The following is a 26,966-nucleotide window of genomic DNA, read 5'->3' as shown; positions in this document are numbered from 1 at the left end:
CGTCTCAACGAGACACCACGCAAATGCCTCGGCTACCGAACACCGGCCGAAGTCTTTCGCAAGAAACTGCTCGCACAGATCAGGCATGCCGGTTAGCTTGATGAGCACAAAAGTCGCGGTTCAGCATCAATTCACAATGCTATACGCAGCTTGCCCTCGCCTTCGGGCATGGCGATGATTGTAGCGACGCAGCCATCCCGTAAATAGACGTTGATGTGAGATGCAACCTGTCTGATAGTTCGCGCAACGTCACATACTCTCTTCATGCTCACCATCAGAACAGAATGCCGTTAAACATATGAAATTCCCTATTTTTCTCCGATTCCTGGCAGCGTTCGCGCTTGCTGCAGCCTGCACGTCACGGCTGCCGGCCCACGCAGAAAACTCGCCCGCACCCTGGGCGCAGACGCTTAGCGACCTGCCGGCCGAACCCGGCATCCGCTTCGGCACGCTCGAAAACGGCATGCGGTTTGCGATCATGCGCAACGCCACGCCGCCGGGACAGGCGGCGATCCGTTTCCGGATCGGCGCCGGGTCGCTCGACGAGCGGGATGATCAGCAGGGGCTGGCGCATTTCCTCGAACATATGGCCTTCAAGGGCTCGACGCATGTCGCCCAGGACGAGATGATCCGCATCCTGCAGCGCAAGGGCCTGGCCTTCGGGCCGGACACCAATGCCAACACCTCCTATGACGAGACCGTCTATTCGCTCGATCTTCCAGAGGTCGATGCGGACACGCTCTCGACCGGCCTGATGCTGATGCGCGAGACTGCGAGCGAGCTGACGTTGGATGCCGGCGCCTTCGACCGCGAGCGTGGCGTCATCCTGTCTGAAGAGCGGCTGCGCGACACGCCGCAATATCGCGCGGCGATCGGCGTCACGAATTCCATGCTCGCCGGCCAGCGCGTGACGACGCGCGCGCCGATCGGCAAGATCGACACTATCAGCAATGCGCCTGTCGATCTGTTGCGTGATTTTTACCATGCGAACTATCGGCCCGATCGCACCACGCTCATCGTGGTGGGCGATGTCGATCCCACCGCCATGGAACTGGAAATCAGGCAGCGCTTCGGCGATTGGAAGGTCGCTACCCCTGCCCCGCAAAAGCCCGATCTAGGCACGCTGAAGCCGAAAGGCGAAAGCGCCGAGGTCATCACCGTTCCGGGCGGCACAACAAATGTCCAGATCGCCTGGACGCGGCCCTATGATGCTTTGCCTGACACTTTTGCCAAGCGTCGCCAGCAACTGGTCGAAGATCTCGGTCTCCTGGTACTCAAACGTCGGCTAGGCGCCATGGCCAACAGGGCCGATGCACCCTTCATCAGCGCTGCCGTAGGCTCTCAGGATCTGTTCGACTCGGCCCATATTGTTGTCATCACGGCAAATTCCGAGACGGACAAATGGCAGCAGGCGCTCGCGGCTATCGATCAGGAGCAGCGCCGTTTCCAAGAATTCGGCGCCGAGCAGACCGAACTTGATCGGGAAATCGTCGAATATCGCTCTCTCCTTGCAGCAGCCGCCGCCGGTGCTGCGACACGCACAAGCACCGACATCGCTTCCATGCTGGCGAGCAGCGTGGATGACAATCAGGTCTTCACCTCCCCCGCGGAAAATCTTTCGATGTTCGAGACGATCACCAAGGACCTGACAGCGGCCGAGGTCAACGAGGTTGTCGCACGTGTCTTTTCCGGGAACGGCCCGCAGCTCGTCCTGCAGACCGCTCAAGCGCCAAAGGGCGGCGCCAGCGACGTTAGGCAGGCATACGACGCCTCCCATGCCGTTCCAGTCACCGCGCCGTCTACTGCGGCAGCGGTCGTCTGGCCCTATACCCATTTCGGCGAACCGGGTGCTGTCGTCGAACGTCGCGTTGTCGAGGATCTTGGCCTGACAATGGTGCGCTTTGCCAACGGCGTGCGGCTGACCATCAAGCCGACCAAGCTGCGCGCCAACGAAGTGCTGGTACGCGAGGATATTGGTCGCGGCCGGCTGGGACTGCCGAACGACCATCCCCTGGCGATCTGGACATCGCCGGCCGTCGTCCTGTCGGGCACCAAGGCAATGGATTACCCAGATTTACAGAAAGCGCTGGCCGCCAAAATCGCCGGCATCGATTTCTCGGTGGATGACAGCTCCTTCCAGTTCACCGGCCAGACACAGACGGGGGATCTTGCGACGCAATTGCAGATCATGGCAGCTTACACTTCCGATCCCACCTACCGACCGGAAGTTTTCAAGCGCGTCCGACAAGCCTATTTGAACAACCTCGATCAATATGAGGCGACGCCAGGGGCCGTCATCGGCCGCGATTTCGCAGGCCTCGTGCATTCCGGCGACCCGCGCTGGACTTTCCCTGATAAGGCGCAATTGTCCGCCACGAAACTGGAAGATTTCGAAGCGCTGTTCCGGCCGCAAATTTCCGCAGGCCCGATCGATGTCACCATTGTCGGCGACATAGGGGCGGACGAGGCAATCCGCCTGACGGCTGAAACCTTCGGGGCTTTGCCGGCTCGCCCGGACGCGACAATAGACAATGTTGCAAACAATGTGCGTTTCCCCGCCCCCACCGAAAAACCCGTCATGCGGACCCATAACGGCCGGAGCGATAACGCCGCGGCGATTGTCGCCGCCCCCGTTGGCGATATGCTCTCGGATATTCAGCGGGGCTTTACCGCCAACGTCGCCGGCCAAATCTTCGAAAACAGGCTGATCGACCAGTTCCGCATTGCCGAAGGCGCGACCTATAGTCCGCAGGGCGCCATGGACCTGTCGTGGGACATTCCTGGCTATGGCTACGCCTATCTCTATGTCGAGACGACGCCGGACAAGGTCGAGAATTTCTATGCGCTCGTGGACAAGATCGCTGATGATCTCAGGTCAAACGATGTCCCGCCGGACGAGCTGGTCAGGGCCCGGGCTCCGATCATCGAAACATTGAAGCATCAGCAGCAGAGTAACGAATATTGGGTGCAGTATCTGAACGGCGCTCAAACCGACCCCCGCCGTTTGGAACGGATACGTGACAATCTCGGCGGCTACGACAAAGTCACCGTCGATGATATCCGCCGGTTTGCCATGACCTATTTCCAGCCGGATAAATTCTGGAAATTCGAAGTGCTGCCGGCCGCGGTACGATAGCCACTGCGAGCTTTAAAGGCGACGGCGTGGTCCGGTCTTGCTGGTTTCCGCCTGCAGGGCGTCGCTTTCGGGACGGCGCTCGGATCTTTCTGGTCTACTCTATGGCAAGCAATCGCTGCGGGAGGAGCTGTGGCGCGTTGCCTTGATTTCAACGGAGGAGACGGAAATGAGCAAGAACCGTGGCGTCGTCTATTTGCGGCCCGGAAAAGTGGAAGTCCGCGACATCGAGGATCCGAGACTCGAGGCGCCGGATGGCCGCCGCATCGAACATGGCGTTATCCTGAAAGTCATCTCCACCAATATCTGCGGCTCAGATCAGCACATGGTGCGCGGCCGCACTACGGCGATGCCGGGCCTCGTGTTGGGACACGAGATTACCGGTGAAATCATTGAAAAAGGCATCGATGTGGAAATGCTCGACGTCGGAGACATCGTGTCCGTGCCTTTCAATGTGGCCTGCGGGCGCTGCCGCTGCTGCAAATCACAGGACACCGGCGTCTGCTTGACGGTCAATCCGTCACGTGCCGGCGGCGCCTACGGCTATGTCGACATGGGCGGCTGGATCGGTGGCCAGGCTCGTTATGTCACGATCCCCTACGCCGATTTCAACCTCTTGAAAATCCCCGACCGCGACAAGGCGATGGCCAAGATCCGTGATCTCACCATGCTCTCCGATATCCTGCCGACGGGTTTCCACGGCGCGGTCAGAGCCGGCGTCGGCGTCGGCTCTACCGTGTACGTCGCAGGTGCAGGCCCGGTCGGTCTTGCAGCGGCGGCATCCGCCCGTATCCTCGGTGCGGCCGTCGTGATGATCGGCGATTTCAACAAGGAACGCCTCGCCCATGCCAGCCGTGTCGGCTTCGAAGCCATTGATCTCTCGAAGAGCGACCGGCTCGGAGATATGATCGCGCAGGTGGTCGGCACCAATGAAGTGGACAGCGCCATCGATGCCGTCGGCTTCGAAGCCCGTGGACATTCTGGCGGCGAACAGCCGGCGATCGTGCTGAACCAGATGATGGAGATCACCCGCGCCGCCGGCTCCATCGGCATTCCTGGCCTCTACGTCACGGAAGATCCTGGCGCAGTGGACAATGCGGCCAAGCATGGCAGCCTCTCGCTGCGTTTCGGCCTCGGCTGGGCCAAAGCCCAATCGTTCCATACCGGTCAGACGCCGGTGCTCAAATATAACCGCCAGCTCATGCAGGCGATCCTGCATGACCGGCTTCCGATCGCCGACATCGTTAATGCGAAGGTGATTTCGCTTGAGGATGCCGCCCAGGGCTATGAGAGCTTTGACCAGGGTGCGGCGACGAAATTCGTTCTCGATCCGCATGGCACAATCGCCAAGGCGGCCTGATCGGTACGATGTGCCGGGGCGGAAACGTCCCGGCATTTCCTATCGGGGTCAGTCGCCCCTCCCCCATACTGAGTTTTCGAGGCTCGCCGCTTCTGGCTCATACGGGCAGTGCCCTGCGCCGCTGCGGGCCCGTCAAGACATCCCTCGCAAATCGATGCGACTTTGCCTGCATTTGCGATGTCATCCTATAATTGGTGGCGCCAAAGCGGACGTCGATCTTCTCTCTGAGTGCAAGCAGTCACTATAGCGTGTCCGTTGGCGACCACGCGTTCTCGCTTTATCAGCGAGGTTTCCCGATCCCTCCACTGGCAGCGCGCGACGTCCGTACAATATCGGATTAATGCCAAAGCATCAGCCGCAATTATCTGTGGAACAATTCAATATAGTTAACACAATCATAACTTTGGCGGATTCTACTGTGAAGCAGGGTTGCGTTTGATGGAATCACTATACGATGGAAGTAATCTTTTCTACTTCCAAGGGAGGATTTTGAAATGACCCAAGCCACTCGAATTACAAATGTTATCGATTCATTCGGGATTGATACACATATCGACTATACCGATGGGAAATATTCTAACATCGCGGAAGTTGTGAAAGCCCTGGGTTATCTCGGCCTTGACACAGTTCGCGACCATGCGCCCACTCCCGCCTCTGACCCTTATGGCCAAGGCCACCTTGGGGATGCTGCAGACGCCGGCATCAAGTTCGTTTTCGTCTCCGGGCGGGACGATACTCCTGCGACGGTGGTCCAACGACTGCACGCCTTTGTGGAAGCGCATCCCGGCTCGATCGTCGGCATTGAGGGTCCGAACGAGGTCAACAACTGGCCGGTGTCGTATAAGGGGCTTTCGGGAGAGGCTGCTGCACTCGCCTATCAAAAGGATCTATTCAATGCGGTGAATGCCGATCCACTGTTGAAGGACATTCCGGTCCTCGGCTTTACCGGTTACACGGTCGCCTCTTCCAACGATTACACGACGATCCACACTTACGCGAAAGAAGGCGACCAGCCCTTCTCCTGGCTCTCGCGCGAATCCGGCGACCAGATGCGAGCGGATCCCGGCAAGCCACTGACCATCACAGAGATCGGCTATCACACGTCACTGACCGCCGATACCAACGGTGGATGGGAAGGCGTCGACGAGACGACGCAGGCAAAACTGCTTCTTAACACGTTGATGGACGGTGCCTTTCTCGGATCGGAGGGGACCTTCATCTACCAGCTTCTCGATGCCTATTCCGATCCGGGAGGTGCCGACCAGGAAAAGCATTTCGGACTGTTTCGGCTGGATTACACCCCTAAGCCGGCGGCAACGGCGATCCACAATCTGACCGACATTCTCGAAGATGACGGCGCGACGCAGGCGACGTTCAACCCGGGGACGCTCGATTACACCATCAACGGGCTACCTTCCACCGCGCGCAGCTATCTGACGGAGAAATCCGACGGAAGCTATCAGATCATCATCTGGAACGAACCCGATATCTGGAACCAGGCGACCGACACCGCGATCCAGGCGGCGACGACCAGCGTCAACGTGAATCTGGGCGGAGCTTTCGGGACGGTGCAGGTCTACGACCCGTTGACGGGCAACGTGCCGATCAAAAGCTTCAGCAACATCTCCTCCCTCAACGTGGATGTGGTCGACCATCCCATCATTATCAACATAGCGGCAGGCACCAGCGCCCGTGCTGAACCCGGCCACATCTATGGCGGCACGGGAGACGACACCTTTACGGTCACCTCCCCGACCGATATCGTTGATGAAAGCCGCGGCGGCGGGACAGATACCGTCATGTCCTCGATCAGCTTCAGCCTCGCGGATACTACCCATGCGATCGGCGCCATCGAGAACCTGACGCTGACCGGCAACGCCAACATCAACGCGACTGGCAATCAACTCGCCAACATTCTCGTCGGCAATTACGGAGCCAACGTTATGGATGGCGGCGCGGGCGCAGACAGCATGAAGGGCGGAGGTGGCGACGACAGCTATATCGTCGACAGCATCTATGATGTGGTGATCGAAGCTGGCGGCTCCGGCAAGGATACCATCAAGTCCTCTGTCTCGCTCAGCTTGATGGACAAGGACCATGTGACGGGAACTGTCGAGAACCTCGTCCTGTCGGGCAGCGATAATATCAATGCGACCGGCAACGTCATGAACAACGTTCTCACGGGCAATTCTGGCGACAACAACTTCGATGGCGGCAGAGGAGAAGACCGAATGATCGGCGCCCTTGGCAGTGACACGTACAAAGTGGATTCGGCAGGCGACATCGTCGACGAGACGGGCGGCGGTGGCAACGACACCGTTAGTGCATCCATTTCCTACTATCTGGAGAATGCTCTCGGAACGGTCGAAAATTTGACGCTCACTGGTTCGTCAGCGATTAATGGAACGGGTAACGGCGAAAACAACGTATTGACTGGCAATATCGCAAGCAACATGCTTTCGGGCGGGACAGGAAACGACCAGCTCATCGGCGGCAAGGGCAACGATATACTGAATGGCGGAGCCGGAGCCGACCATTTCGTCTTCGACTTCAAACCCAGCACTTACAACAACATCGACAAGATCGAAGATTTCGCGGAAAGCGCCAGTGACAAGATCGTGCTCGACCACGAGATTTTCACGGCCATCGATCCGTCGAATTTTTCCGAGAGAAACTTCGTACTCGGCACCAAGGCCTTGGATTCAAACGACCGTTTGATTTACGACCAGACCACGGGAAAGCTTTTCTACGACGCAGACGGCAGCGGGGGTGGCGCGGCCGTACAGATCGCGACACTCTCCAATCTGGCGGCGCTTCATTACGACGATTTCCTATTCGTTTGACATCCGAACCTGACGTCTTCAAGCGGCGGTCCTAGATGGGGCTCCTTTCCGGAACCCCTTTGTTCCCCGTGCCGGCCCTGCACAACATTGTCAGCAGAACCCATCAGCTGAAGAAGGATTGCCCTGGATACCGTTTTTGTTGCGGCAGGCGTTCTTGTAACCGGTGTTCTTCTGGCGCGGATCTTCGACCGGCACAACACCTGACATGCCACTCACGCATCGCAAGTGACTTGCATCATGCAAGTAACTTCTGTAGTGCCTTGAATCATGCAAAGAACAAGCTTCGTCAATTTCAAATGCCCGGCCGCCCGCGCGCTCGACAGCTTCGGCGACGGGTGGAGCATGATGATCCTTCGCGATGCCTTTCACGGGCTGACACGCTTCGACGAATTCCAGAAGAGCCTTGGCGTTGCGCCCAACATCCTCACGCGGCGGCTCGCGCATCTGATCGATGAAGGATTGTTCGAGAAACGCCTCTACAACGAGCGCCCTCCCCGTTACGAATATGTGCTGACCGCCAAGGGACGCGATTTCTTTCCCGTCCTGATGGCGCTGTTTTCCTGGGGACGCCGGCACGTTCCGCAAGAGGATCTTGCCTTCCTGCTCGGCAATGCCGCCTCCGGCGAGGAACGCCAGCCCGTGCTGGTGGATGCAGCCAGCGGCGAAGAACTGAAACCCGAAAACACCTGCCTGCTACCGGGACCGGCTGCGGACGAAGGCGACCGCGACCGGATCGCCCGCATGCGCGCCTACTATCTCGGCATCGACGCGTAGAGCATTTCCAGTGCTCTATCTTTTTGTTTTTACGCAGTTCCGAACGCAAACCAGCTCCGCACTGTTGCTCGAATTGCTTTAGAAAGGACAAATCCATGGAACGCATTGTTGTCACCGGCATGGGACTCGTTTCGCCGCTTGGCGTTGGCGTCGAGACCGCATGGAACCGGCTCGTCGCTGGCGGTTCAGGCCTGCGCGTTCTCCCCGAAGATATGGTCGGCGATCTCGCCGCCAAGGTCGGTGGGGTCGTTCCCTCCATCGAGGAGGATGCCGAAGCCGGTTTCGATCCCGATCGCGCCGTGCCGCCCAAGGACCAGAAGAAGATGGACCGCTTCATCCAGTTCGCCATGATGGCGTCAGACGAAGCGGTGCGCCAGGCCGGCTGGATGCCTGAGAGCGTCGATGCGCGCGAGCGGACGGCGACGATCATCGCCTCCGGCGTCGGCGGCTTTCCGGCGATTGCGGATGCGGTGCGCACGGCTGAGACGCGCGGCGTGAGGCGGCTCTCGCCCTTCACCGTGCCTTCCTTCCTCGTCAACCTGGCGGCGGGCCAGGTGAGTATCCGCTACGGCTTCAAAGGGCCGCTCGGGGCGCCGGTAACGGCCTGCGCGGCAAGCGTTCAAGCCATCGGCGACGCGGCGCGGCTGATCCGCTCCGGTGAAGCTGACGTCGCTATCTGCGGCGGCGCCGAAGCCTGCATCGACAAGGTGAGCCTCGGCGGCTTTGCGGCAGCCCGCGCACTCTCAAGCGGCTTCAATGACCGGGCCGAACTGGCATCACGTCCCTTCGACACGGCGCGCGATGGTTTCGTGATGGGCGAAGGGGCCGGCATTCTTGTCATCGAAACACTTGAGCATGCGCTGGCGCGCGGCGCGACGCCTCTTGCCGAACTCGTCGGTTACGGCACGGCCGCCGATGCCTACCACATGACGGCTGGACCAGAAGATGGCGACGGTGCACGCCGGGCGATGGAAGCGGCATTACGGCAGGCCAGGATACCTGCCTCGGAGGTCAAGCATCTCAATGCGCATGCGACCTCGACACCGGTTGGTGACAAGGGTGAGATCGCTGCAATCGGTACTGTTTTCGGCCGCGACGGCGGCATTGCCGTCAGCGCTACCAAGTCGGCGACGGGTCATCTCCTGGGTGCTGCAGGTGGGCTTGAAGCGATCTTCACGATTCTCGCGCTGCGCGATCAGATCGCTCCGCCGACGCGCAATCTGGAAACGGCCGATCCGGCGGCCGAAGGCATCGATCTCGTGGGCAAGGTGGCGCGCAAGGTGGCGATGGAATATGCGATCACCAATGGCTTCGGTTTCGGCGGCGTCAATGCCAGCGCGCTCTTCCGTCGCTGGTCCTGAGCGGCTCTTTCCTTGCGCGCAAAATAGCCTACACTTCTGCTGATATAGCCGGAGATCATCCCATGCGCGCTTTCTTCGCAGTGCTGGTTCTGTGTGCCGTATCCCTAATGTCAGCCATGGCGGCCCATGCCGAGGATCCTGTGCAGACAACACAGACGATGATCGAGGAGCAGATCAGGGCATTCCTCAAGGACGATGCGGATACCGCCTATTCCTTCGCTGCACCCGGCATCAAGGCCATGTATCCAGACAAGGATGTCTTCTTCGCCATGGTGAAGAAGAGCTACGAGCCGGTCTACCATCCCGGCAATTATGCCTTCGGGCGCAGCAGATCGATCGATGATGGCGCGATGATCTATCAGGAAGTGCTGATTTCCGGCCGGGATGGCAAGGACTGGACGGCGATCTATCAGGTCGCTCGTCAGCCGGACGGCAGCTTCAAGATCAATGGCGTACAGATCGTGCCGAATGCCGACAGCAAGGGCATTTGATCACACCGGTTCGAGATCACCCCTCGCCCATTCCTCGATCGTCTCGGCCATGAAATCGGCGAAACGACCTTCGGCAATCGCCTTGCGGATGCCCTGCATCAGTTCCTGATAGTAGTTCAGATTATGCCAGGAGAGCAGCATGCCGCCGAGTGCCTCGTTGGCGCGTACGAGATGGTGGAGATAGGCGCGCGAATAATCGCGTGTCGCCGGGCAATTCGATTGTTCGTCGAGCGGGCGCATGTCTTCTGCGTGGCGGGCGTTGCGGATATTGACCTTGCCGCGGCGAGTGAAAGCCAGGCCATGGCGGCCCGAGCGGGTTGGCATTACGCAGTCGAACATATCGATGCCGCGGGCAACGGATTTCAAGATATCGTCAGGTGTGCCGACACCCATCAGGTAGCGCGGTTTTTCACCGGGCAGGACCGGAAGTGTTTCTTCGAGCATCTTCAGCATCACATCTTGTGGCTCGCCAACTGCAAGGCCGCCGACGGCATAGCCCTTGAGATCGAGTTTGGCGAGTTCTTCAGCGGAGCGGACACGCAGGGCCGGCACGTCGCCACCCTGGACGATACCGAACATGGCCTTGCCCGGCTGGTTGCCGAAAGCGACCTTGCAGCGCTCGGCCCAACGCAACGAGAGCTCCATGGCGCGCTCGATTTCCTTGGGCTCGGCCGGCAATGCCACGCATTCATCGAGCTGCATCTGGATATCGGAGCCGAGCAGCCCCTGGATTTCGATGGAGCGCTCCGGTGACATATGGTGCAGGCTGCCGTCGACATGCGACTTGAAGGTGACGCCCTGCTCATCGAGCTTGCGCAGGCCGGACAGAGACATGACCTGAAAGCCACCGGAATCCGTCAGGATCGGATGCTCCCAGCGGATGAGCTTGTGCAGGCCGCCGAGGCGGGCGACACGCTCCGCCGTCGGGCGCAACATCAGGTGATAGGTATTGCCGAGGATGATGTCGGCACCCGTCTCGCGCACCTGGTCGAGATACATGGCCTTGACCGTGCCGACCGTACCAACCGGCATGAAGGCCGGTGTGCGGATTACGCCGCGCGGCATGGAAACTTCACCGAGGCGAGCGCCGCCATCAGTCTTCTTGAGGGTGAACTGGAAGTTCTCAGTCGTCATCGGTCTTTCCGGAAAAGAAGGCTCGCGTCGCCGTAAGAATAGAAGCGGTAGCCTGTCGAAATGGCATGTTTATAGGCCGCGTGCATGGTGTCGAAGCCGGCGAAGGCCGAGACCAGCATGAACAGTGTCGAACGCGGCAGGTGGAAATTCGTCATCAGGATATCGACCGCCTTGAAACGGTATCCGGGCGTGATGAAGATGCCGGTTGCGCCGGCCCAGGGCTTGATCTCACCGCTTTCCTCTGCGGCGCTCTCGATCAGCCGCAGCGAGGTCGTGCCGACGCAGACGATGCGCCCGCCCCTTGCCTTAACGGCATTCAGCTTCGCAGCGATCTCGGCGCTGACATAGCCGCTTTCGAGATGCATCTTATGATCGTCGGTATCGTCGGCCTTGACCGGGAGGAAGGTGCCGGCGCCAACGTGAAGCGTCACGAAATGCCGTTCGATGCCAGCTTTTTCGAGCGCCTCGAACAGATCAGGTGTGAAATGAAGGCCGGCGGTCGGGGCAGCGACAGCGCCCTCCTCCCGTGCATAGATGGTCTGGTAGTCGGCGCGGTCTCGTTCGTCCTCCGGACGCTTGGCGGCGATATAGGGCGGCAGCGGAATATGGCCGACGCTGGCAATGGCCTCATCGAGCGCAGGGCCGGAAAGGTCGAAGGAGAGCGTCACCTCGCCCGCGTCGCCCTTGTCCTCGACGGTCGCATCGAGCGAGCCGATCATGCAGCTTTCGCCACCATGGCCGAAGGCGATACGATCGCCTTCCTTGATACGCTTGCCGGGTTTGGCGAAGGCTTTCCACTTGTTGGCGCCGATACGCATATGCAGCGTGGCCGAAACCTGTTGGCCGCCCGCACCCTCGCGGTGGCGGATGCCTTCGAGCTGCGCCGGGATGACCTTGGTATCGTTGAAGACCAGTGCATCGCCAGCGCGCAGGAAGGACGGCAGGTCGAAGACGCGATGATCGGAAAGAACCGGCTGCCCGTTCGGATCGACGACAAGCAGCCGCGCGCTGTCGCGCGGATCAGCGGGCCGCAGCGCAATGCGTTCATCCGGCAGGTCGAAATCGAAGAGGTCTACGCGCATCAAAGCACTTCCAGGCAAAGCGAAACCCGCCCCGCGCTCTCGCGCAAGGGCGGGTTTCAGCAGAAATCACAATCAGACGTCGGCGGCAACCCGCATGGAGACGATCGAATCCGGATCGGAGACGGGTTCGCCCTTCTTGATCTTGTCGATATTGTCCATGCCTTCGACGACCTGACCCCAGACGGAATACTGCTTGTTCAGCCACGGAGCATCGGTGAAGCAGATGAAGAACTGGGAGTTGGCCGAATTAGGGCTCTGCGAACGAGCCATCGAGCAGGTGCCGCGGACATGCGGCGTTGCCGAGAATTCAGCCTTGAGATCGTCCTTCGAAGAACCGCCCATGCCGGCGCGGCCAGGGTTGAAATTCTCGCCGCCTTTCTTGCCGAACTGCACGTCACCCGTCTGCGCCATGAAATCGGCGATGACGCGGTGGAAAACGACACCGTCATAGGCCTTCTCGCGGGCGAGTTCCTTGATGCGCTTGACATGCTCGGGGGCCACTTGCGGCAGAAGCTGGATGACAACCTTGCCCTTGGTCGTTTCCAGAATGATGGTGTTTTCCGGATCCTTGATCTCGGCCATTGTCGTTCTCCTTGTTGTCTCGAACTTACTTCTTGCCCAGCGTGACCTTGATCATGCGGTCGGGATTGCTGACTTCGCCGTTCTGGCCTTCGCCCTTCTTGATCTTGTCGACGTTTTCCATGCCGGAGACAACCTTGCCAACGACCGTGTACTGGCCGTTCAGGAAGGAGCCGTCAGCGAACATGATAAAGAATTGCGAGTTGGCGGAATTCGGATCCTGGGCGCGCGCCATGCCGACCGTGCCGCGAACGAAGGGTGTCTTAGAAAATTCTGCCGGAAGGTCAGGCAGATCGGAGCCGCCGGTGCCGGCCTGGCTCGCATCGAAGTTCTTTTCCATGTTGCCGTATTTCACGTCGCCGGTCTGGGCCATGAAGCCGGGGATGACACGGTGGAAGGCGACATTATCGTATTCACCCTTCTTCACCAGCGCTTCGATCTGCGCAACGTGCTTTGGCGCGACGTCAGGCAGGAGCTGGATCACGACCGGGCCGCTCTTCAACTGAATGGTGACGTAGTGATCGGCAGCCTGCGCAAAGGCGTCCCCCGCGAAAGAGGCAATATACAGCACGCCGGCAAATGCAAGATAGAAGAGTTTCATGTGGGCTCCATAGAGGCGGTCTCCGCCTAGTCTTTGCGCTTGGATTTCAGGGCTTTCAACACGGCCACCGGTACGAAGGCGCTGACATCTCCGCCCATGGCCGCGATCTGGCGCACTAATGTGGCGGTAATGGGCCGCGAGGCTGTGCCTGCCGGCAAAAAGATGGTCTGGATATCGGGCGCCATCTGCCGGTTCATCCCGGCCATCTGCATTTCATAATCGAGATCGGTGCCGTCACGCAGGCCGCGGATAAGCAGGCTTGCGCCATGCGCGCGCGCAGCATCGACGACGAGATTATCGAAGGAGACGACATCGATAAGCGCGCTCTTTTCCGGCAGCACTTCAGCGAGCGACGCGCGGATCAGTTCGGCTTTCTCGTCGAACGAAAAGAGCGCTGTCTTCCCGGGGTGGATACCGATTGCGACAATCACCTTTTCGGCGACGTTGAGCGCCTGGACCAGCACGTCGACGTGTCCGTTGGTGATCGGGTCGAAAGACCCCGGATAGAAAGCTGTGGTCATGTGGTCCGGCCGTCCGTTTGACGCCTTTTGTCATGGAAGCCGTTTTCTCGCAAGTCAATTAGCCATGCCGTCAGATGAGGCTGAACGATGAATGAACGGCACGTTCAAGGCCCGCTCAGATGCGATCTGCTTTACTCAGATCATCGACACAGAAGCTACCGGTCCCGGTAGCGTCATCCCCGGAAAGACCCTCATGCTGATCATCCTCATCGCAACAGCCGTGATTTTTTCAGTATTTGCAGAGCTTTTCTACGGTTACTTCGCAGATCGGCATCAGCTTGGATGGGTACGGCCGGCAGTCAATGAACATGCGGCCATCATGCGACAGCTCGGACGCATGCGTTCTAATCGATTTGAATTCTGAACGGTAGATGAACACGACATTCAAGGTCGCTTCAGAACACCGTTGGTAAACCCCCGTCAACATCCGGCGGGAACCTTTTAAAGACGGATGCGTTCACATGATCGACACATACGAGAAGCGGCAACGCGGCAGGAAGGGAATTAAGATGCCTGGCAAGATCACCATGATCAACATGCTTTGGATGGTAATGATTACGGGCATGCTGGCTGCCACAATCGCTCTCTATGACAACCAGAAGGTTGATGCTTCCAAAGTCTATGGCCCATTCGCTTCGGCACGCACCGTCAGCGTACTCGGCCAGTACTAAGGGGCATTAACGCAATTCCCTATAGAAAGGAACGGCCATGTTCACGATCCTGACAGTTCTCACAGCACTCATCAGTATCATGTTCATAGTGTCCGTTACTTCGACGATTTCCGCGCTACGCCGTGAAAGCGAGGAAGTGAAATCGCTCAACAAAAAGCATAGCGCTTTCTAAAGCCGCTCCTGCAGCGAAGCCTGAATGCAAGCCGGATGTTCTGCATCCGGCTTTTCTCATGGCGAAGATGCAGGCCGTAGCGCCAGACAGCCGCTCTTACGCAGCGGCAGAACAAGAAGCGCCCCCTTGCCATAGAGCGCACGCACGTAGTCGCTGCGTTCGCTTGTGACGACAGCAAAGCCCCTGCCCCACCGCAGGATGGAGACACCTTCGGGCAATGAGCCGGGTTCAATGCTGACGGCGGGAAAGACCATGGCAGCTGGCGCCTCGCCCGTTGCCGCAAAGACGACAGCAAACAGCACGAAGACTGCAGCAACGACCGCAATCGAAGTGCCTGTCCTGCGTGCCAAGCGTCTGATCAAAGAGCGACCCATCCGATGGTTCAGAAATCGAATATATGCTCAAGGCCGGGATCGGCAATCGGCCGGTCTTTGAGCAGCGGCGCCAGATCAGCCATCCTGACTGACAGAAGCAGGCGGTCGCTGTCGAAACCGGTGCGAGGCAGGCGGGCGATCACCTCGCCGGCCAGATTGCCTTGCTCCATCCCTGACGGCATGGTCAGCGACACCATGATTTCGTCATTGCCGGCAATCTCGCCGATTGTGCCGCCGGCCTTCGCGATCTCCGCAAGGATATGGGTGAAGCGGTCGTAGCGCGGCGTTTCGATCAGTACACCATCGGCACTTTCTGAAATGACCGATACATCAGGAATTGTCGAAAGCCTGTTCGCCGGCAGGCCTGATATGACCGATCGGATCGTGAGCTTCGCCTCTCCCGTTGCGGCGACAGCTCTGGCGATCATGCCGGCATAGGCGATCTTTGCACGCCACTCGCCGCCGAGCGCCAGACGACGCTCCCAGCCACGCAGCGGCTCTTCCACCGGTGCGGCCCAAAGCCTGTCGATCCAGGGCTGGAAGGGATATTTGTACCATGGGGTCTGGCGCAGGAAGGCGGCATAATCGATCGCCATATCGCGGGCGACGATATCCTGTGGCGTCTTTTCGCTGCCGCGCCAGAGTGCAAAAAGCCGGCCGACCGTTTCCTCATAGGCCGCCTTCAGGCCCATTTCGAGGGTGAAGCTGACACCGATGGTGGCGATCATCATTCGCGTCTCTCTGTCAGCACCGCCGTGGCGATCGGCAATGCGGGTCAGCGCACAGTCTGCGACCCAGAAATCCCTCATACTGGAGACATAGCCGAAGCCATATTCATCGCCCGTCTTCAGGGTTTCGGCGAGGCCGTCATAGGCATAGACGATATGCCACTCCGGATAAGTGAGATAGGTATTGGCCTCCTGCCGGCGGAATTCGGGATCCGATATCAGCGGCTTGTTGCTGTCGGGTTCGGGGTCGGCATGACAGAAGGCCTCGACATAGGCAACGGGGCCGAGCAGCAGCAGGACGGCGACGACGAGAACCGCCAGGAGCCAGCCGATAATCTTCAGAAGGCGCCGCATCACGGGGCCTCACGGCGGAAGATATAGCTGGATGCGAGCCCCACGCCGCCAAGAAAGAGATGCGGCAGGTTGGCGAGGATCTTGAACCCAAAGGGAAGCTCCTGAATGCCGTAATTGACTATGCCGAGATCAAGGTAACCCGATCCGGTGACCAGCCCGAGCAGACCATCGCTGAAATAGAGCAGGCCGAAATAGAAAAGGAAGGTTCGGGATGCGCGGGCAGACAGGAAGGCTGCGATGCCGGCCCAGGCGGCCGAGGCCAGATGCAGGCTGTCGTCATAGATATCGAGCGCGAAAATCCCGAAGGCGCGCCCCTCCGCATCCGTCAGTCCCGGAATGTAATTCAATGCGGCCGCAAAGAGCAGAGCCACCGTATAAAGCGCGGTAATCAGCCGAAGCCTGGACATCATGATTTCCCTAGAGGCTTCCGAGATAGCGATCCCAGAAATGATTGCGGAAGGTAAGGCCGGGATCTAAGCGGCGCTTGGCCGCTGCAAATTCCCCGGCGCGGGGATAGGCACGGGTAAACTGATCCAGCCGGGCATGCGGCCGGTACGGCAGATAGTAGCTGCCACCGATTGCGAGCACGCGCTCTATCAGCGCTTCAGTCATGCGCTGCATGTCGGCCTCGCCTCTGATAGTCTTTTCCTGCGAGAAGAGCATGACCGCGGCAATGCGGGGTTCTGTGGCGTAAGCCAACACGCTGTCGCGATCGGTATCGACATAGCGCAGCGTGATGTTGAGGAGCTGCTGATAGGAGGCCGGAATGACATCCTGGCAGGCTGCAACGAAATCAGCGAAGCGAGACGGCGAGACGAAATATTCGTGCAGGATATCCGTGCGGGATGGATCGCGGTCATCGAGCGTGATGACGGGTTCATTCATCAGGCTGTTGCGCGTCGCCTGCGCCGCAATCGATGGATTGACGACAGCCTCGGTCCACCAGCGAAGATGTTTGGCCGTATCCGAACCGAGCTGCGCCCGAAAGATTTCACGAGACACGTGGCTGATAAAACCGGAACCGGAGGCCGCAGGTATTTTCGTCTGTTCCGGAGCGGCGCGATAGGTGATCAGCAGCGCCCCTTCAAAGAAACGATCGAGCGAAACATCCATACGGCCATAGGCCATGCTGATCGTGCTATCGCTCGCCAGAACTTCGGCAAAGCGCCGGCCGAGATCCTTACCCGCCAGATGCTCGAAGGTCGGCTGCAGAAGCACGTTCGGCACCATGTCGAGCTCAAGTTCGGTAATGACGCCGAAAAGCCCGTATCCGCCCATGGCGTGATTGAAAAGCTCGGCATTTTCCGTGCGCGAGCAGGTCAACAGGTTGCCGTCCGCCGTCATCAGCCTGATGGAACGAACGGTACTACCGCAGGCGCTGAAAGGAACCGGCCAGCCATGCGCATTGACCGAAAAGGTGCTGGCGACGCCGAAATCGTTGTTGGACTGCATGACGGCGGGCGAAAAGCCGATCGCATCGAGCTTGGAAATGATCGTCGACCAGCGCGTGCCGGCGGCGACACGATAGGTCTTGGCGGCCGTATCTGCCTCCAGCCAGTCCTGATCGAGCGTCAGCGCCGCGCCATTTTCGGCAAGGCTCTGGCCGCCCATCGAATGGCGCGCGGCACTGGCGATGAAGGGCCTGTTCGCCTTGACGGCTTCAGCGAGCACCGTGCGCAACCGACCAATCATGTCATCCTGCGGCGGCTCCTTGACCGTCAGATGTGCAGCAACCCGGGTCGGTGTCAGTTCTCCGGCGTCATTGAGAATGGTCGCGCCATCTTCAATGGGAAGTTCCGCTGGAAAGGCTGGTCCGGGATCACTTTGCGGCTGAAGCAAAAGACGCCCCGCCGCCATACCGGCTGCGGCCGAAATACCGGTCAGCACCCCTCGCCTTGTCCAGCTGCCCACAACATTCCCCCTCCGGATGAATCGGCAAGCTCTTCATAGCGCAATAAAAAACCGGGCGGCAGGGGCCGCCCGGTCTGCAATGAGAAAGTGGTGAATTATTCAGCCGATGGGGCTTCGTCAGCTTCGCCCGCTGCAGGAGCTTCGCCTTCAGAAACCACGGTTTCTTCACCGTTTTCCGCCGTCTCTTCCTCTTCCGGCTCGCTGATGCGCTCCACCGAGACGACCTTCTCATCCTTGGCGGTGGAGAAGATCGTGACGCCCTTGGTCGCACGGCTGGCGATGCGGATACCGCCCACCGGTACTCGGATCAGCTGGCCGCCATCGGAAACGAGCATGATCTGATCGCCATCGTCGATCGGGAAGGCGGCGACGAGTTCACCGATTTCACCTGTTTTTGACGTATCGGTGGCGCGGATACCCTTGCCGCCGCGGCCGGAGATGCGAAAATCGTAGGAAGACGAGCGCTTGCCGAAGCCCTTTTCAGAAACCGTCAGCACGAATTGCTCGCGTGCCTTCAGCTCTTCGTAACGTTCGTCGGAGAGCTGTCCCTCTTCGGTGACTTCTTCACCGACCAGAGCGATATCCTCTTCGTCCACGCCCGTCGCACGACGTTCGGCGGCGGAGCGCTTGAGATAAGCGGCGCGCTCCCACGGCTCGGCATCGACATGGCCGACAATCGTCATTGAAATGATGCGGTCACCATCGCCGAGATTGATGCCGCGCACACCGATCGAGTTGCGGCCGGCAAAAACGCGGACGTCATCGACCGGGAAGCGGATGCACTGGCCGAGCGCCGTCGTCAGCAGAACGTCGTCCCGATCCGTGCAGGTCTCGACGGAGAGGATTTCATCCCCCTCCTCTTCCAGCTTCATGGCGATCTTGCCGTTGCGGTTCACCTGGACGAAGTCGCTGAGCTTGTTACGGCGGACAGTGCCACGCGTCGTGGAGAACATGACATCGAGATTATCCCAGCTGCCCTCATCCTCAGGCAACGGCAGGATGGTGGTGATGCGTTCACCTGACGCCAGCGGCAGCATGTTGATCAGCGCCTTGCCGCGCGAGGTCGGGGTGCCGATCGGCAGGCGCCAGACCTTTTCCTTGTAGACGATGCCGCGCGAGGAGAAGAAAAGAACAGGCGTATGGGTATTGAGGACGAATAGCCGGCTAACAAAATCCTCGTCACGAGTGGTCATGCCCGAACGGCCCTTGCCGCCGCGGCGCTGCGCACGATAAGTCGTCAGCGGGACACGCTTGATGTAGCCGAGATGCGAGACGGTCACGACCATATCTTCGCGAGCGATGAGGTCCTCATCGTCCATTTCGAGGCCGCCGTCGACAATCTCGGTGCGGCGCGGCGTGCCGAACTCGTCGCGGATCGCAGCGAGCTCGTCCTTGACGATCGTCTGGATACGGACGCGCGATGACAGAATATCGAGGTAATCCTTGATTTCCTCGCCTATCTTGTTGAGTTCATCGCCAATTTCGTCACGACCGAGGGCCGTCAAACGGGCGAGACGAAGCTCGAGGATGGCGCGGGCCTGCTCTTCGGAGAGGTTATAGGTCAGGTCGTCATTGATGCGATGGCGGGGATCGTCGATCAGACGGATCAGGCTTTCGACATCTTCCGCCGGCCAACGACGGGTCATCAGCTCTTCGCGGGCAGACTGCGGATCCGGCGCCTGGCGAATGACGCGAATGACTTCGTCGATATTGGCGACAGCAATCGCGAGACCGACCAAGACGTGGGCGCGTTCACGCGCCTTGCGAAGCAGGAATTTCGTTCTCCGGCTAACGACCTCCTCACGGAAGGAGACGAAAGCGCGGAGCATGTCGAGCAGCGTCAGCTGTTCGGGCTTGCCGCCGTTCAGCGCCACCATGTTGCAGCCGAAGGAGGTCTGCAGCGGTGTGTATCGATAAAGCTGGTTCAGGATGACGTCGGCATTGGCGTCACGCTTCAATTCGACGACGACGCGATAGCCCTGACGGTCGGATTCATCGCGCAAGTCGGAGATGCCTTCGATGCGCTTCTCGCGCACCAGTTCGGCCATCTTCTCGATCATCGTCGCCTTGTTCACCTGATAGGGAATTTCGGTGATAATGATCTGTTCGCGATCACCCCGCATCGGCTCTATTGCGGCAACGCCGCGCATAACGACAGAACCGCGGCCGGTTTCGTAGGCCGAGCGGATGCCAGCGCGACCGAGAATCTTGGCCCCGGTCGGGAAATCGGGGCCGGGAATGATCTGCATCAGTTCCGGCAGTTCGATTGCCGGATCATTGATCAGCGCAATACAGCCGTCGATGACCTCAGACAGGTTATGCGGCGGAATATTGGTCGCCATGCCGACGGCGATGCCGCCCGCACCGTTGACCAGCAGGTTCGGGAACTTGGCGGGAACGACAACCGGCTCGGAGAGCGTGCCGTCATAGTTGTCGCGGAAGTCGACTGTTTCCTTGTCGAGATCGTCGAGCAGCGAATGGGCGGCCTTCTGCAGGCGGCATTCGGTGTAACGCTCGGCCGCCGGTGGGTCACCGTCGACGGAGCCGAAATTGCCCTGACCGTCGATCAGCGGCAGTCGGAGCGACCAATCCTGCGCCATACGAGCCAAAGCGTCATAAATCGCGGCATTGCCGTGCGGATGGTATTTACCCATCACGTCCCCGGTAACGCGGGCGCATTTGACGTATTTCTTGTTCCAGTCGATGCCGAGCTCGGACATGCCGTAAAGGATGCGCCGATGCACGGGCTTCAGGCCATCGCGCACGTCGGGCAGCGCGCGCGACACGATCACGCTCATGGCGTAATCGAGATAGGACCGCTGCATTTCCTCCATAATGGAGATGGGCTCGATGCCTGGCGGGAGCTTCCCGCCGCCGGGGGGTGTTTGCTCAGTCAAAACGGTTCACGTTCTCTTCTAGAATCACTCGAAGATTTATAGCGGAAAGCCTGTTCCCATGCCAATTTGGCCGAGGGTTTTGAACAGGCTTTTGCGGTCGAAAGAGGGCAAATCACGGTATTTGCCCGTAGTAGGAAGACAATCACCAATCATGCATTTGCCAAATCGGAATCGGCACAGCACAATCATGAAAAACAAGCATCTATATGGGGTTTTGGAGAAGCGATGGCAAGCGCCGACCAACTGATCAACGCGTTCACGACGCTGCTCGTCACCATCGATCCGCCAGGGCTTGCCCCGCTCTTTCTCGGCCTCACTGTCGGCATGAGCCGCCCGGAGCGAAAGCAGGTGGCGCTGCGCGGCATCACGATCGCCTTCATCATCCTTGCCGTGTTCGCGCTGTTCGGCTCCGGCGTGCTCGGCGTGCTCGGCATTTCGATCGGCGCTTTCCGGCTGGCGGGCGGACTGCTGCTTTTTTGGATAGCCTTCGAAATGGTCTTCGAGCGTCGGCAGGACCGCAAGGAAAAGACCACGGAAGTGGCGATAACCAAGGATCATATCGAGAATATCGCCGTCTTCCCGCTGGCACTGCCGCTGATCGCCGGACCAGGGGCCATTTCGGCGACGATCCTGCTAGGAGGCACCCTGCCCTCCACCGTCGAACGTGCGCAGCTGATCGGCGTCATTGCCGGCTGCCTGCTGATCACGCTGGTGGTGCTGTTCCTCGCCGACCGGCTTGACCGCTTCCTCGGCGTCACTGGCCGGGCGATCCTGACCCGTCTTCTCGGCGTCATCCTGGCGGCTCTTGCCGCCCAGTTCGTCGTGGACGGTGCGAAATCCGCCCTCAACCTGATCAGCGCGACGCCGACCTGAAAACGGCACTTACACATCGGCCCGAAAATCGGAAATCGATTTACGGGCCGATGTGTGGATTCAGAAAGTTAGAGCGCAATCCTCAAACCATCGGTTACGATCGATCAAAACGGGATATCGTCGTCGAGATCGCGCGAGAAGTTGCCGCCACCGCTGCCGCTGCCGCCACGGGCGCCACCGCTGCTGCGTCCACCGCCCGACGACGGACCAGCGCCGTAGTCGTCGTCCCCGAAATCATCGCCGCCGCGACCGCCGCCGAAGCTGGAGCTTGCGCCGCCGCCTTCGCCACGACCATCAAGCATCGTCAGCGTCGAATTGAAGCCTTGCAGCACGATTTCCGTCGAGTAGCGGTCGTTGCCGTTCTGATCCTGCCATTTGCGAGTCTGCAGAGCGCCCTCGATATAGAGCTTGGCGCCCTTCTTCACATATTGTTCGACGACCTTGCAGAGGCCTTCGTTGAAGACGACGACGGTGTGCCATTCGGTCTTCTCGCGGCGCTCGCCGGAGTTGCGGTCACGCCAGGTTTCCGAGGTCGCGATGCGAAGATTGGCGATCGGCCGGCCATCTTGCGTGCGCCGGATTTCGGGGTCGGCGCCCACGTTTCCGATAAGAATTACCTTGTTCACACTGCCAGCCATATCGCTCACCTTACTGCCGCCCTGACCGGCGGCGCTCAAAAATCATCGGCGCACCTTAAACCATAGAGGACAAGCGATGCGCATCCAGGCCCTCTTAATCCACAAGGAATTTTGTTCTTTATTTGTTCTAATTATTCGCTATGATCCTGTCAACAGAATCGAAAACCTTAGTTGTTCCGGACATTCAGCCTCGACTCGCCCGCAGGCATCACTAAATAAGGGCTGTGATCCCCAAACCACTTGAAGCAGAGACGATGAGCGAACTGAAGACGATCTCCATCCGTGGCGCGCGTGAGCATAATCTGAAGGGCATCGACCTCGATCTGCCGCGCAACAAGCTGATCGTCATGACCGGCCTTTCCGGCTCCGGCAAATCCTCGCTCGCGTTCGATACGATATATGCCGAGGGCCAGCGCCGCTATGTCGAAAGCCTTTCGGCCTATGCGCGCCAGTTCCTGGAAATGATGCAGAAGCCTGATGTCGACCAGATCGACGGCCTGTCGCCGGCAATCTCGATCGAGCAGAAGACGACCTCGCGCAATCCGCGCTCGACCGTCGGCACCGTCACCGAAATCTACGACTATATGCGCCTGTTGTTTGCGCGCGTCGGCGTTCCCTATTCGCCCGCAACGGGCTTGCCGATCGAAAGCCAGACGGTGAGCCAGATGGTCGACCGTGTGCTGGCCTTCGAGGAAGGCACGCGTCTTTATGTCCTGGCGCCGATGATCCGCGGCCGAAAGGGGGAGTATAAGAAGGAACTAGCTGAGCTCATGAAAAAGGGCTTCCAGCGCGTCAAAGTGGACGGCCAGTTCTACGAGATCGCCGATGCCCCCACGCTCGACAAGAAATACAAACACGATATCGACGTGGTCATCGACCGTATCGTCGTGCGACCCGACATGGCGTCGCGTCTGGCCGACAGTTTCGAAACAGCGCTGAAGCTTGCCGATGGCCTAGCCGTTGCCGAATTCGCCGACAAGCCGCTGCCGCCTGAGGAAACCTCGGCCGGCGGCTCGGCCAACAAGTCGCTCAACGAGACGCACGAGCGGGTGCTGTTTTCGGAGAAGTTTGCCTGCCCGGTTTCCGGCTTCACGATTCCGGAGATCGAACCGCGGCTCTTTTCGTTCAACAATCCTTTCGGCGCGTGTCCGACCTGCGACGGTCTCGGCTCGCAGCAGAAGATCGACCCTGACCTGATTGTACCCGAGCCGGAGCGTACACTGCGCGACGGTGCGATCGCGCCCTGGGCCAAGTCGACCTCGCCCTATTACAACCAGACGCTGGAAGCGCTCGGCAAGCATTTCGGCTTCAAGCTCGGCAGCCGCTGGAACGACCTTCCCGAAAAAGCCAAGGATGTCATCCTGAACGGCACCGAGGAGAGGATCGAATTCCACTATGCCGATGGTGCGCGCTCCTATACGACCTCGAAGAATTTCGAAGGCATCGTACCCAATCTCGAGCGGCGCTGGAAGGAAACGGATTCCGCCTGGGCGCGCGAGGATATCGAGCGCTTCATGTCGGCAGCCCCCTGCCCGGCCTGCAACGGTTTTCGCCTGAAGCCGGAAGCGCTCGCGGTCAAGATCAACAAGCTGCATATCGGCGAAGTCACGCAAATGTCGATCCGCATCGCCCGCGACTGGTTCGAGGAACTGCCGGCGACATTCAACGCCAAGCAGAACGAGATTGCCGTACGCATTCTCAAGGAAATCCGCGACCGATTGCGTTTCCTCAATGATGTGGGTCTCGAATATCTCAGCCTGTCGCGCAATTCCGGCACGCTGTCGGGCGGCGAGAGCCAGCGTATCCGGCTTGCCTCGCAGATCGGATCGGGCCTGACCGGCGTTCTCTACGTGCTCGACGAACCGTCGATCGGCCTGCATCAGCGCGACAACGCCCGCCTGCTCGACACGCTGAAACACCTGCGAGACATCGGCAACACGGTTATCGTGGTCGAGCATGACGAAGATGCGATCCTGACGGCAGATGACGTGGTCGATATCGGCCCTGCGGCGGGCGTGCATGGCGGCCAGGTGGTGGCGCATGGCACGCCGCAGGAAATCATGGCCAATCCGAAGTCACTGACCGGCAAATATCTGTCGGGCGAGCTCGGCGTGGCCCTGCCTGACGAGCGGCGCAAGCCGAAGAAGGGCAAGGAGATCAAGGTCGTTGGCGCCCGTGGAAACAATCTGAAAAATGTCACGGCGGCAATCCCGCTTGGCGTCTTCACGGCGGTGACAGGTGTGTCCGGCGGTGGCAAGTCCACCTTCCTGATCGAAACGCTCTACAAGTCGGCGGCACGGCGCGTCATGGGCGCGCGCGAAATCCCTGCCGATCACGACCGCATCGATGGTTTTGAGCATATCGACAAGGTGATCGACATCGACCAGTCGCCGATCGGCCGCACGCCGCGTTCGAACCCGGCCACCTATACAGGCGCCTTCACACCGATTCGTGACTGGTTTGCCGGCCTGCCGGAGGCAAAGGCACGCGGCTATCAGCCGGGCCGTTTCTCCTTCAACGTCAAGGGCGGCCGTTGTGAAGCCTGCCAGGGCGATGGCGTCATCAAGATCGAGATGCACTTCCTGCCTGACGTCTATGTTACCTGCGACGTCTGCCACGGCAAGCGTTACAACCGCGAAACGCTCGATGTCACCTTCAAGGGCAAGTCGATCTCCGACGTGCTGGACATGACGGTGGAAGAAGGCGTCGAGTTCTTCGCAGCTGTTCCGGCCGTACGCGACAAGCTGCAGTCTCTGTTCGATGTCGGGCTTGGCTATATCAAGGTCGGCCAGCAGGCCAATACGCTTTCGGGTGGCGAGGCGCAGCGCGTCAAGCTCGCCAAGGAACTATCGAAGCGCTCGACGGGCCGCACGCTCTATATCCTCGACGAGCCGACGACTGGCCTGCATTTCCATGACGTTGCCAAACTACTGGAAATGCTGCACGAATTGGTTAATCAAGGCAATTCGGTCGTTGTCATCGAGCACAATCTCGAAGTCATCAAAACCGCCGACTGGATCCTCGATTTCGGCCCCGAAGGTGGTGACGGCGGCGGCGAGATCGTGGCTGTCGGCACGCCTGAGACGATCGTCAAGGAGAAGCGATCCTATACCGGCCAGTTCCTGAGGGAGTTACTGGAGCGGCGGCCGGTCAAAAAGGCGGTCGCAGCAGCGGAATGACGATGCGGCTCGCCACGATTGCGGAACTGCCTGCGGTCGTGGCACTGACGACGGCTGCCTATCAGCCCCACACGGATCTTCTCGGCTATCCGCCGATCCCGGTGACAGAAGATTACGCGCCGCGGATTGAGCGCGGCGAAGTCTGGCTGCGGGAGGCTGGTGATACCGTGGTGGGGCTCTTGGTCGTCGAGCACCATGCCGACCACGTTATGCTTTTCAGCATCGCGGTATCACCGGATTTCCAGGGAGCGGGGCATGGCGCAGCCATGCTGCGCTGGCTGGAGGACAAGGCGCGGGAGTGGGAAACGCCTGAGATGCGGCTCTATACCAATGCGCGGATGGAGCGAAACATAGCGCTTTATTCCGCCTTCGGTTTTCAGGAAACGGGTCGCCGACCGAATCCCTATCGGCCAGGATGGACCATTGTCGACATGATGAAAAAGGTTGGTGCGATCTGAGAGGTCGCACGCGAGGAGGAACAGATGAGTAAATCGGGCACGATCCGCGTGGGCATTGGCGGCTGGACGTTCGAGCCGTGGCGCGGCCATTTCTTTCCCGCCGATCTCAAGCAGAAGGACGAGCTGAACTATGCCAGCCGCCAGCTGAAGGTCATCGAAGTCAACGGCACCTACTACAGCACGCAGAAGCCGGCGGTCTTTGCCAAATGGGCCGCTGATGTGCCCGATGGCTTCGTTTTTTCGCTGAAGGCGACGCGTTACACGACGAACCGCCGTGTGCTTGCCGAGGCCTGGGAATCGATGGAGAAATTCCTCTCATCCGGCATCAGCGAACTCGGCGATCATCTCGGCCCCCTGCTCTGGCAGTTTGCGCCGACGAAGAGGTTCGAACCCGATGATTTCGAGGCGTTCCTGAAGCTGCTGCCGGAGAAGCAGGACGGACTGAAGCTGCGCCATGTCGTCGAAGTCAGGCACGATTCCTTCAAGGTGCCGGAATTCGTCGCACTGCTTGAAAAATACGGTGTGGCGCCTGTCTGCGCAGAGCATTTCGACTATCCGATGATTGCCGATGTGACGGCGGATTTTGTCTATACGCGGCTTCAGAAGGGATCCGATAACATTCCGACCTGCTATCCGGAACCGGAGTTAAAGGACTGGGCCAAACGGCTTGAGACCTGGGCCGAAGGAAAAGTGCCTGACGACCTGCCGTTGATCGACAAAGACAGGAAGGTCAAGGTCGAGCCGCGCGACGTCTTTGCTTTCATGATCCATGAGGGCAAAGTCAATGCGCCGCATGGGGCGATCGCCCTGCAGAAGCGGGTCGACAAATAAC

23 protein-coding genes are annotated in these 26,966 nt (G+C 59.5%); 12 read left to right on the top strand and 11 right to left on the bottom strand.

Going from position 1 to position 26,966, the window contains the following annotated elements; genetic code table 11:
• Nucleotides 1–298 precede the first annotated feature (298 nt).
• The 6 genes from JNB85_RS14450 (at nt 299) to JNB85_RS14425 (ending at nt 9,962) form a co-directional block, all read left to right on the top strand.
• The gene (locus JNB85_RS14450) at nt 299–3,136 is read left to right on the top strand and encodes a M16 family metallopeptidase (protein WP_220334953.1); all 2,838 of its coding nucleotides are present in this window, start codon (nt 299–301) and stop codon (nt 3,134–3,136) included.
• Nucleotides 3,137–3,302: 166 nt separating this feature from the next.
• On the top strand, nt 3,303–4,493 hold the full coding sequence (fdhA, locus tag JNB85_RS14445; RefSeq protein ID WP_220334952.1) for a formaldehyde dehydrogenase, glutathione-independent: 1,191 nt from the start codon (nt 3,303–3,305) through the stop codon (nt 4,491–4,493).
• A gap of 494 nt (nt 4,494–4,987) precedes the next feature.
• Nucleotides 4,988–7,336 (top strand): calcium-binding protein, encoded by a 2,349-nt coding sequence (locus JNB85_RS14440; RefSeq protein WP_220334951.1) that lies wholly within the window; start codon nt 4,988–4,990, stop codon nt 7,334–7,336.
• 267 nt (nt 7,337–7,603) lie between these two features.
• Complete coding sequence (locus tag JNB85_RS14435; protein ID WP_220334950.1) at nt 7,604–8,110, top strand: winged helix-turn-helix transcriptional regulator; 507 nt, start codon at nt 7,604–7,606, stop codon at nt 8,108–8,110.
• A 95-nt stretch (nt 8,111–8,205) separates the two neighbouring features.
• Entirely contained in the window at nt 8,206–9,471 is a 1,266-nt protein-coding gene (fabF, locus tag JNB85_RS14430; RefSeq protein WP_220334949.1) for a beta-ketoacyl-ACP synthase II, read from the top strand.
• 62 nt (nt 9,472–9,533) lie between these two features.
• Complete coding sequence (locus JNB85_RS14425) at nt 9,534–9,962, top strand: DUF4864 domain-containing protein (protein WP_220334948.1); 429 nt, start codon at nt 9,534–9,536, stop codon at nt 9,960–9,962.
• Here JNB85_RS14425 and tgt read toward each other — a convergent pair whose 3' ends face one another.
• The 5 genes from tgt to coaD form a co-directional block, all read right to left on the bottom strand.
• Nucleotides 9,963–11,096, bottom strand: coding sequence for a tRNA guanosine(34) transglycosylase Tgt (gene tgt / locus JNB85_RS14420; protein ID WP_220334947.1), 1,134 nt, complete (start codon nt 11,094–11,096; stop codon nt 9,963–9,965). It abuts the gene before it with no gap.
• On the bottom strand, nt 11,093–12,178 hold the full coding sequence (gene queA, locus JNB85_RS14415) for a tRNA preQ1(34) S-adenosylmethionine ribosyltransferase-isomerase QueA (protein WP_220334946.1): 1,086 nt from the start codon (nt 12,176–12,178) through the stop codon (nt 11,093–11,095). Before queA ends, tgt begins: the two co-directional genes overlap by 4 nt.
• A gap of 72 nt (nt 12,179–12,250) precedes the next feature.
• Nucleotides 12,251–12,760 (bottom strand): peptidylprolyl isomerase, encoded by a 510-nt coding sequence (locus tag JNB85_RS14410; RefSeq protein WP_220334945.1) that lies wholly within the window; start codon nt 12,758–12,760, stop codon nt 12,251–12,253.
• A 25-nt stretch (nt 12,761–12,785) separates the two neighbouring features.
• Nucleotides 12,786–13,358, bottom strand: coding sequence for a peptidylprolyl isomerase (locus JNB85_RS14405; RefSeq protein ID WP_220334944.1), 573 nt, complete (start codon nt 13,356–13,358; stop codon nt 12,786–12,788).
• Nucleotides 13,359–13,384: 26 nt separating this feature from the next.
• Nucleotides 13,385–13,879, bottom strand: coding sequence for a pantetheine-phosphate adenylyltransferase (gene coaD, locus JNB85_RS14400; protein WP_220334943.1), 495 nt, complete (start codon nt 13,877–13,879; stop codon nt 13,385–13,387).
• A 91-nt stretch (nt 13,880–13,970) separates the two neighbouring features.
• Here coaD and JNB85_RS14395 point away from each other — a divergent pair, with 91 nt between their 5' ends.
• Nucleotides 13,971–14,243 (top strand): hypothetical protein, encoded by a 273-nt coding sequence (locus JNB85_RS14395; protein WP_220334942.1) that lies wholly within the window; start codon nt 13,971–13,973, stop codon nt 14,241–14,243.
• Between the two features lie 97 nt (nt 14,244–14,340).
• Nucleotides 14,341–14,550, top strand: coding sequence for a hypothetical protein (locus tag JNB85_RS14390; RefSeq protein WP_220334977.1), 210 nt, complete (start codon nt 14,341–14,343; stop codon nt 14,548–14,550).
• Nucleotides 14,551–14,778: 228 nt separating this feature from the next.
• On the opposite strand, the gene JNB85_RS14385 is transcribed toward JNB85_RS14390, so the two are convergent.
• The 5 genes from JNB85_RS14385 to gyrA form a co-directional block, all read right to left on the bottom strand.
• Nucleotides 14,779–15,072 carry a hypothetical protein gene (locus JNB85_RS14385; RefSeq protein WP_223216498.1) on the bottom strand — a complete coding sequence of 98 codons (294 nt, stop codon included), beginning with the start codon at nt 15,070–15,072 and terminating at the stop codon, nt 14,779–14,781.
• A 32-nt stretch (nt 15,073–15,104) separates the two neighbouring features.
• A complete protein-coding gene (locus JNB85_RS14380; RefSeq protein WP_220334940.1) occupies nt 15,105–16,178 on the bottom strand; it encodes a hypothetical protein in 1,074 nt (357 codons plus the stop codon).
• On the bottom strand, nt 16,178–16,585 hold the full coding sequence (locus tag JNB85_RS14375) for a hypothetical protein (protein ID WP_220334939.1): 408 nt from the start codon (nt 16,583–16,585) through the stop codon (nt 16,178–16,180). Before JNB85_RS14375 ends, JNB85_RS14380 begins: the two co-directional genes overlap by 1 nt.
• Before the next feature lie 10 nt (nt 16,586–16,595).
• Nucleotides 16,596–18,089, bottom strand: coding sequence for an FAD-binding protein (locus tag JNB85_RS14370; RefSeq protein WP_220334938.1), 1,494 nt, complete (start codon nt 18,087–18,089; stop codon nt 16,596–16,598).
• Nucleotides 18,090–18,184: 95 nt separating this feature from the next.
• Nucleotides 18,185–20,986, bottom strand: a complete 2,802-nt coding sequence (gene gyrA / locus JNB85_RS14365) for a DNA gyrase subunit A (RefSeq protein WP_220334937.1) — start codon at nt 20,984–20,986, stop codon at nt 18,185–18,187.
• A 225-nt stretch (nt 20,987–21,211) separates the two neighbouring features.
• On the opposite strand from gyrA, the gene JNB85_RS14360 reads away from it, so the two are divergent.
• On the top strand, nt 21,212–21,859 hold the full coding sequence (locus tag JNB85_RS14360) for a MarC family protein (RefSeq protein WP_183747259.1): 648 nt from the start codon (nt 21,212–21,214) through the stop codon (nt 21,857–21,859).
• Between the two features lie 104 nt (nt 21,860–21,963).
• On the opposite strand, the gene JNB85_RS14355 is transcribed toward JNB85_RS14360, so the two are convergent.
• Nucleotides 21,964–22,497 carry a single-stranded DNA-binding protein gene (locus tag JNB85_RS14355; protein ID WP_220334936.1) on the bottom strand — a complete coding sequence of 178 codons (534 nt, stop codon included), beginning with the start codon at nt 22,495–22,497 and terminating at the stop codon, nt 21,964–21,966.
• Between the two features lie 254 nt (nt 22,498–22,751).
• Here JNB85_RS14355 and uvrA point away from each other — a divergent pair, with 254 nt between their 5' ends.
• The 3 genes from uvrA to JNB85_RS14340 are packed head-to-tail and all read left to right on the top strand — an operon-like array spanning nt 22,752 to nt 26,965.
• Nucleotides 22,752–25,676: an excinuclease ABC subunit UvrA gene (gene uvrA / locus JNB85_RS14350; RefSeq protein ID WP_220334935.1), complete on the top strand. Its 2,925-nt coding sequence runs from the start codon at nt 22,752–22,754 to the stop codon at nt 25,674–25,676.
• A complete protein-coding gene (locus JNB85_RS14345) occupies nt 25,673–26,134 on the top strand; it encodes a GNAT family N-acetyltransferase (protein ID WP_220334934.1) in 462 nt (153 codons plus the stop codon). Before uvrA ends, JNB85_RS14345 begins: the two co-directional genes overlap by 4 nt.
• 24 nt (nt 26,135–26,158) lie before the next feature.
• Complete coding sequence (locus JNB85_RS14340) at nt 26,159–26,965, top strand: DUF72 domain-containing protein (protein ID WP_220334933.1); 807 nt, start codon at nt 26,159–26,161, stop codon at nt 26,963–26,965.
• The last annotated feature ends 1 nt before the right edge of the window (nt 26,966 follow it).

Source organism: Rhizobium mesosinicum (assembly GCF_019511345.1).
Taxonomy (GTDB): Bacteria; Pseudomonadota; Alphaproteobacteria; order Rhizobiales; family Rhizobiaceae; genus Rhizobium; species Rhizobium mesosinicum.
The sequence above is the reverse complement of the archived record's forward strand: the minus strand, read 5'-3'. Positions and strand labels throughout refer to the sequence as shown.

Excerpts from the sequence above, each read along its gene's own strand:
- JNB85_RS14450 (WP_220334953.1), top strand. The coding sequence starts at position 299 with ATGAAATTCCCTATTTTTCTCCGATTCCTGGCAGCGTTCGCGCTTGCT.
- fdhA (WP_220334952.1), top strand. The coding sequence starts at position 3,303 with ATGAGCAAGAACCGTGGCGTCGTCTATTTGCGGCCCGGAAAAGTGGAA.
- JNB85_RS14440 (WP_220334951.1), top strand. The coding sequence starts at position 4,988 with ATGACCCAAGCCACTCGAATTACAAATGTTATCGATTCATTCGGGATT.
- JNB85_RS14435 (WP_220334950.1), top strand. The coding sequence starts at position 7,604 with ATGCAAAGAACAAGCTTCGTCAATTTCAAATGCCCGGCCGCCCGCGCG.
- fabF (WP_220334949.1), top strand. The coding sequence starts at position 8,206 with ATGGAACGCATTGTTGTCACCGGCATGGGACTCGTTTCGCCGCTTGGC.
- JNB85_RS14425 (WP_220334948.1), top strand. The coding sequence starts at position 9,534 with ATGCGCGCTTTCTTCGCAGTGCTGGTTCTGTGTGCCGTATCCCTAATG.
- tgt (WP_220334947.1), bottom strand. The coding sequence starts at position 11,096 with ATGACGACTGAGAACTTCCAGTTCACCCTCAAGAAGACTGATGGCGGC.
- queA (WP_220334946.1), bottom strand. The coding sequence starts at position 12,178 with ATGCGCGTAGACCTCTTCGATTTCGACCTGCCGGATGAACGCATTGCG.
- JNB85_RS14410 (WP_220334945.1), bottom strand. The coding sequence starts at position 12,760 with ATGGCCGAGATCAAGGATCCGGAAAACACCATCATTCTGGAAACGACC.
- JNB85_RS14405 (WP_220334944.1), bottom strand. The coding sequence starts at position 13,358 with ATGAAACTCTTCTATCTTGCATTTGCCGGCGTGCTGTATATTGCCTCT.
- coaD (WP_220334943.1), bottom strand. The coding sequence starts at position 13,879 with ATGACCACAGCTTTCTATCCGGGGTCTTTCGACCCGATCACCAACGGA.
- JNB85_RS14395 (WP_220334942.1), top strand. The coding sequence starts at position 13,971 with ATGAACGGCACGTTCAAGGCCCGCTCAGATGCGATCTGCTTTACTCAG.
- JNB85_RS14390 (WP_220334977.1), top strand. The coding sequence starts at position 14,341 with ATGATCGACACATACGAGAAGCGGCAACGCGGCAGGAAGGGAATTAAG.
- JNB85_RS14380 (WP_220334940.1), bottom strand. The coding sequence starts at position 16,178 with ATGCGGCGCCTTCTGAAGATTATCGGCTGGCTCCTGGCGGTTCTCGTC.
- JNB85_RS14375 (WP_220334939.1), bottom strand. The coding sequence starts at position 16,585 with ATGTCCAGGCTTCGGCTGATTACCGCGCTTTATACGGTGGCTCTGCTC.
- JNB85_RS14360 (WP_183747259.1), top strand. The coding sequence starts at position 21,212 with ATGGCAAGCGCCGACCAACTGATCAACGCGTTCACGACGCTGCTCGTC.
- JNB85_RS14355 (WP_220334936.1), bottom strand. The coding sequence starts at position 22,497 with ATGGCTGGCAGTGTGAACAAGGTAATTCTTATCGGAAACGTGGGCGCC.
- uvrA (WP_220334935.1), top strand. The coding sequence starts at position 22,752 with ATGAGCGAACTGAAGACGATCTCCATCCGTGGCGCGCGTGAGCATAAT.
- JNB85_RS14345 (WP_220334934.1), top strand. The coding sequence starts at position 25,673 with ATGACGATGCGGCTCGCCACGATTGCGGAACTGCCTGCGGTCGTGGCA.
- JNB85_RS14340 (WP_220334933.1), top strand. The coding sequence starts at position 26,159 with ATGAGTAAATCGGGCACGATCCGCGTGGGCATTGGCGGCTGGACGTTC.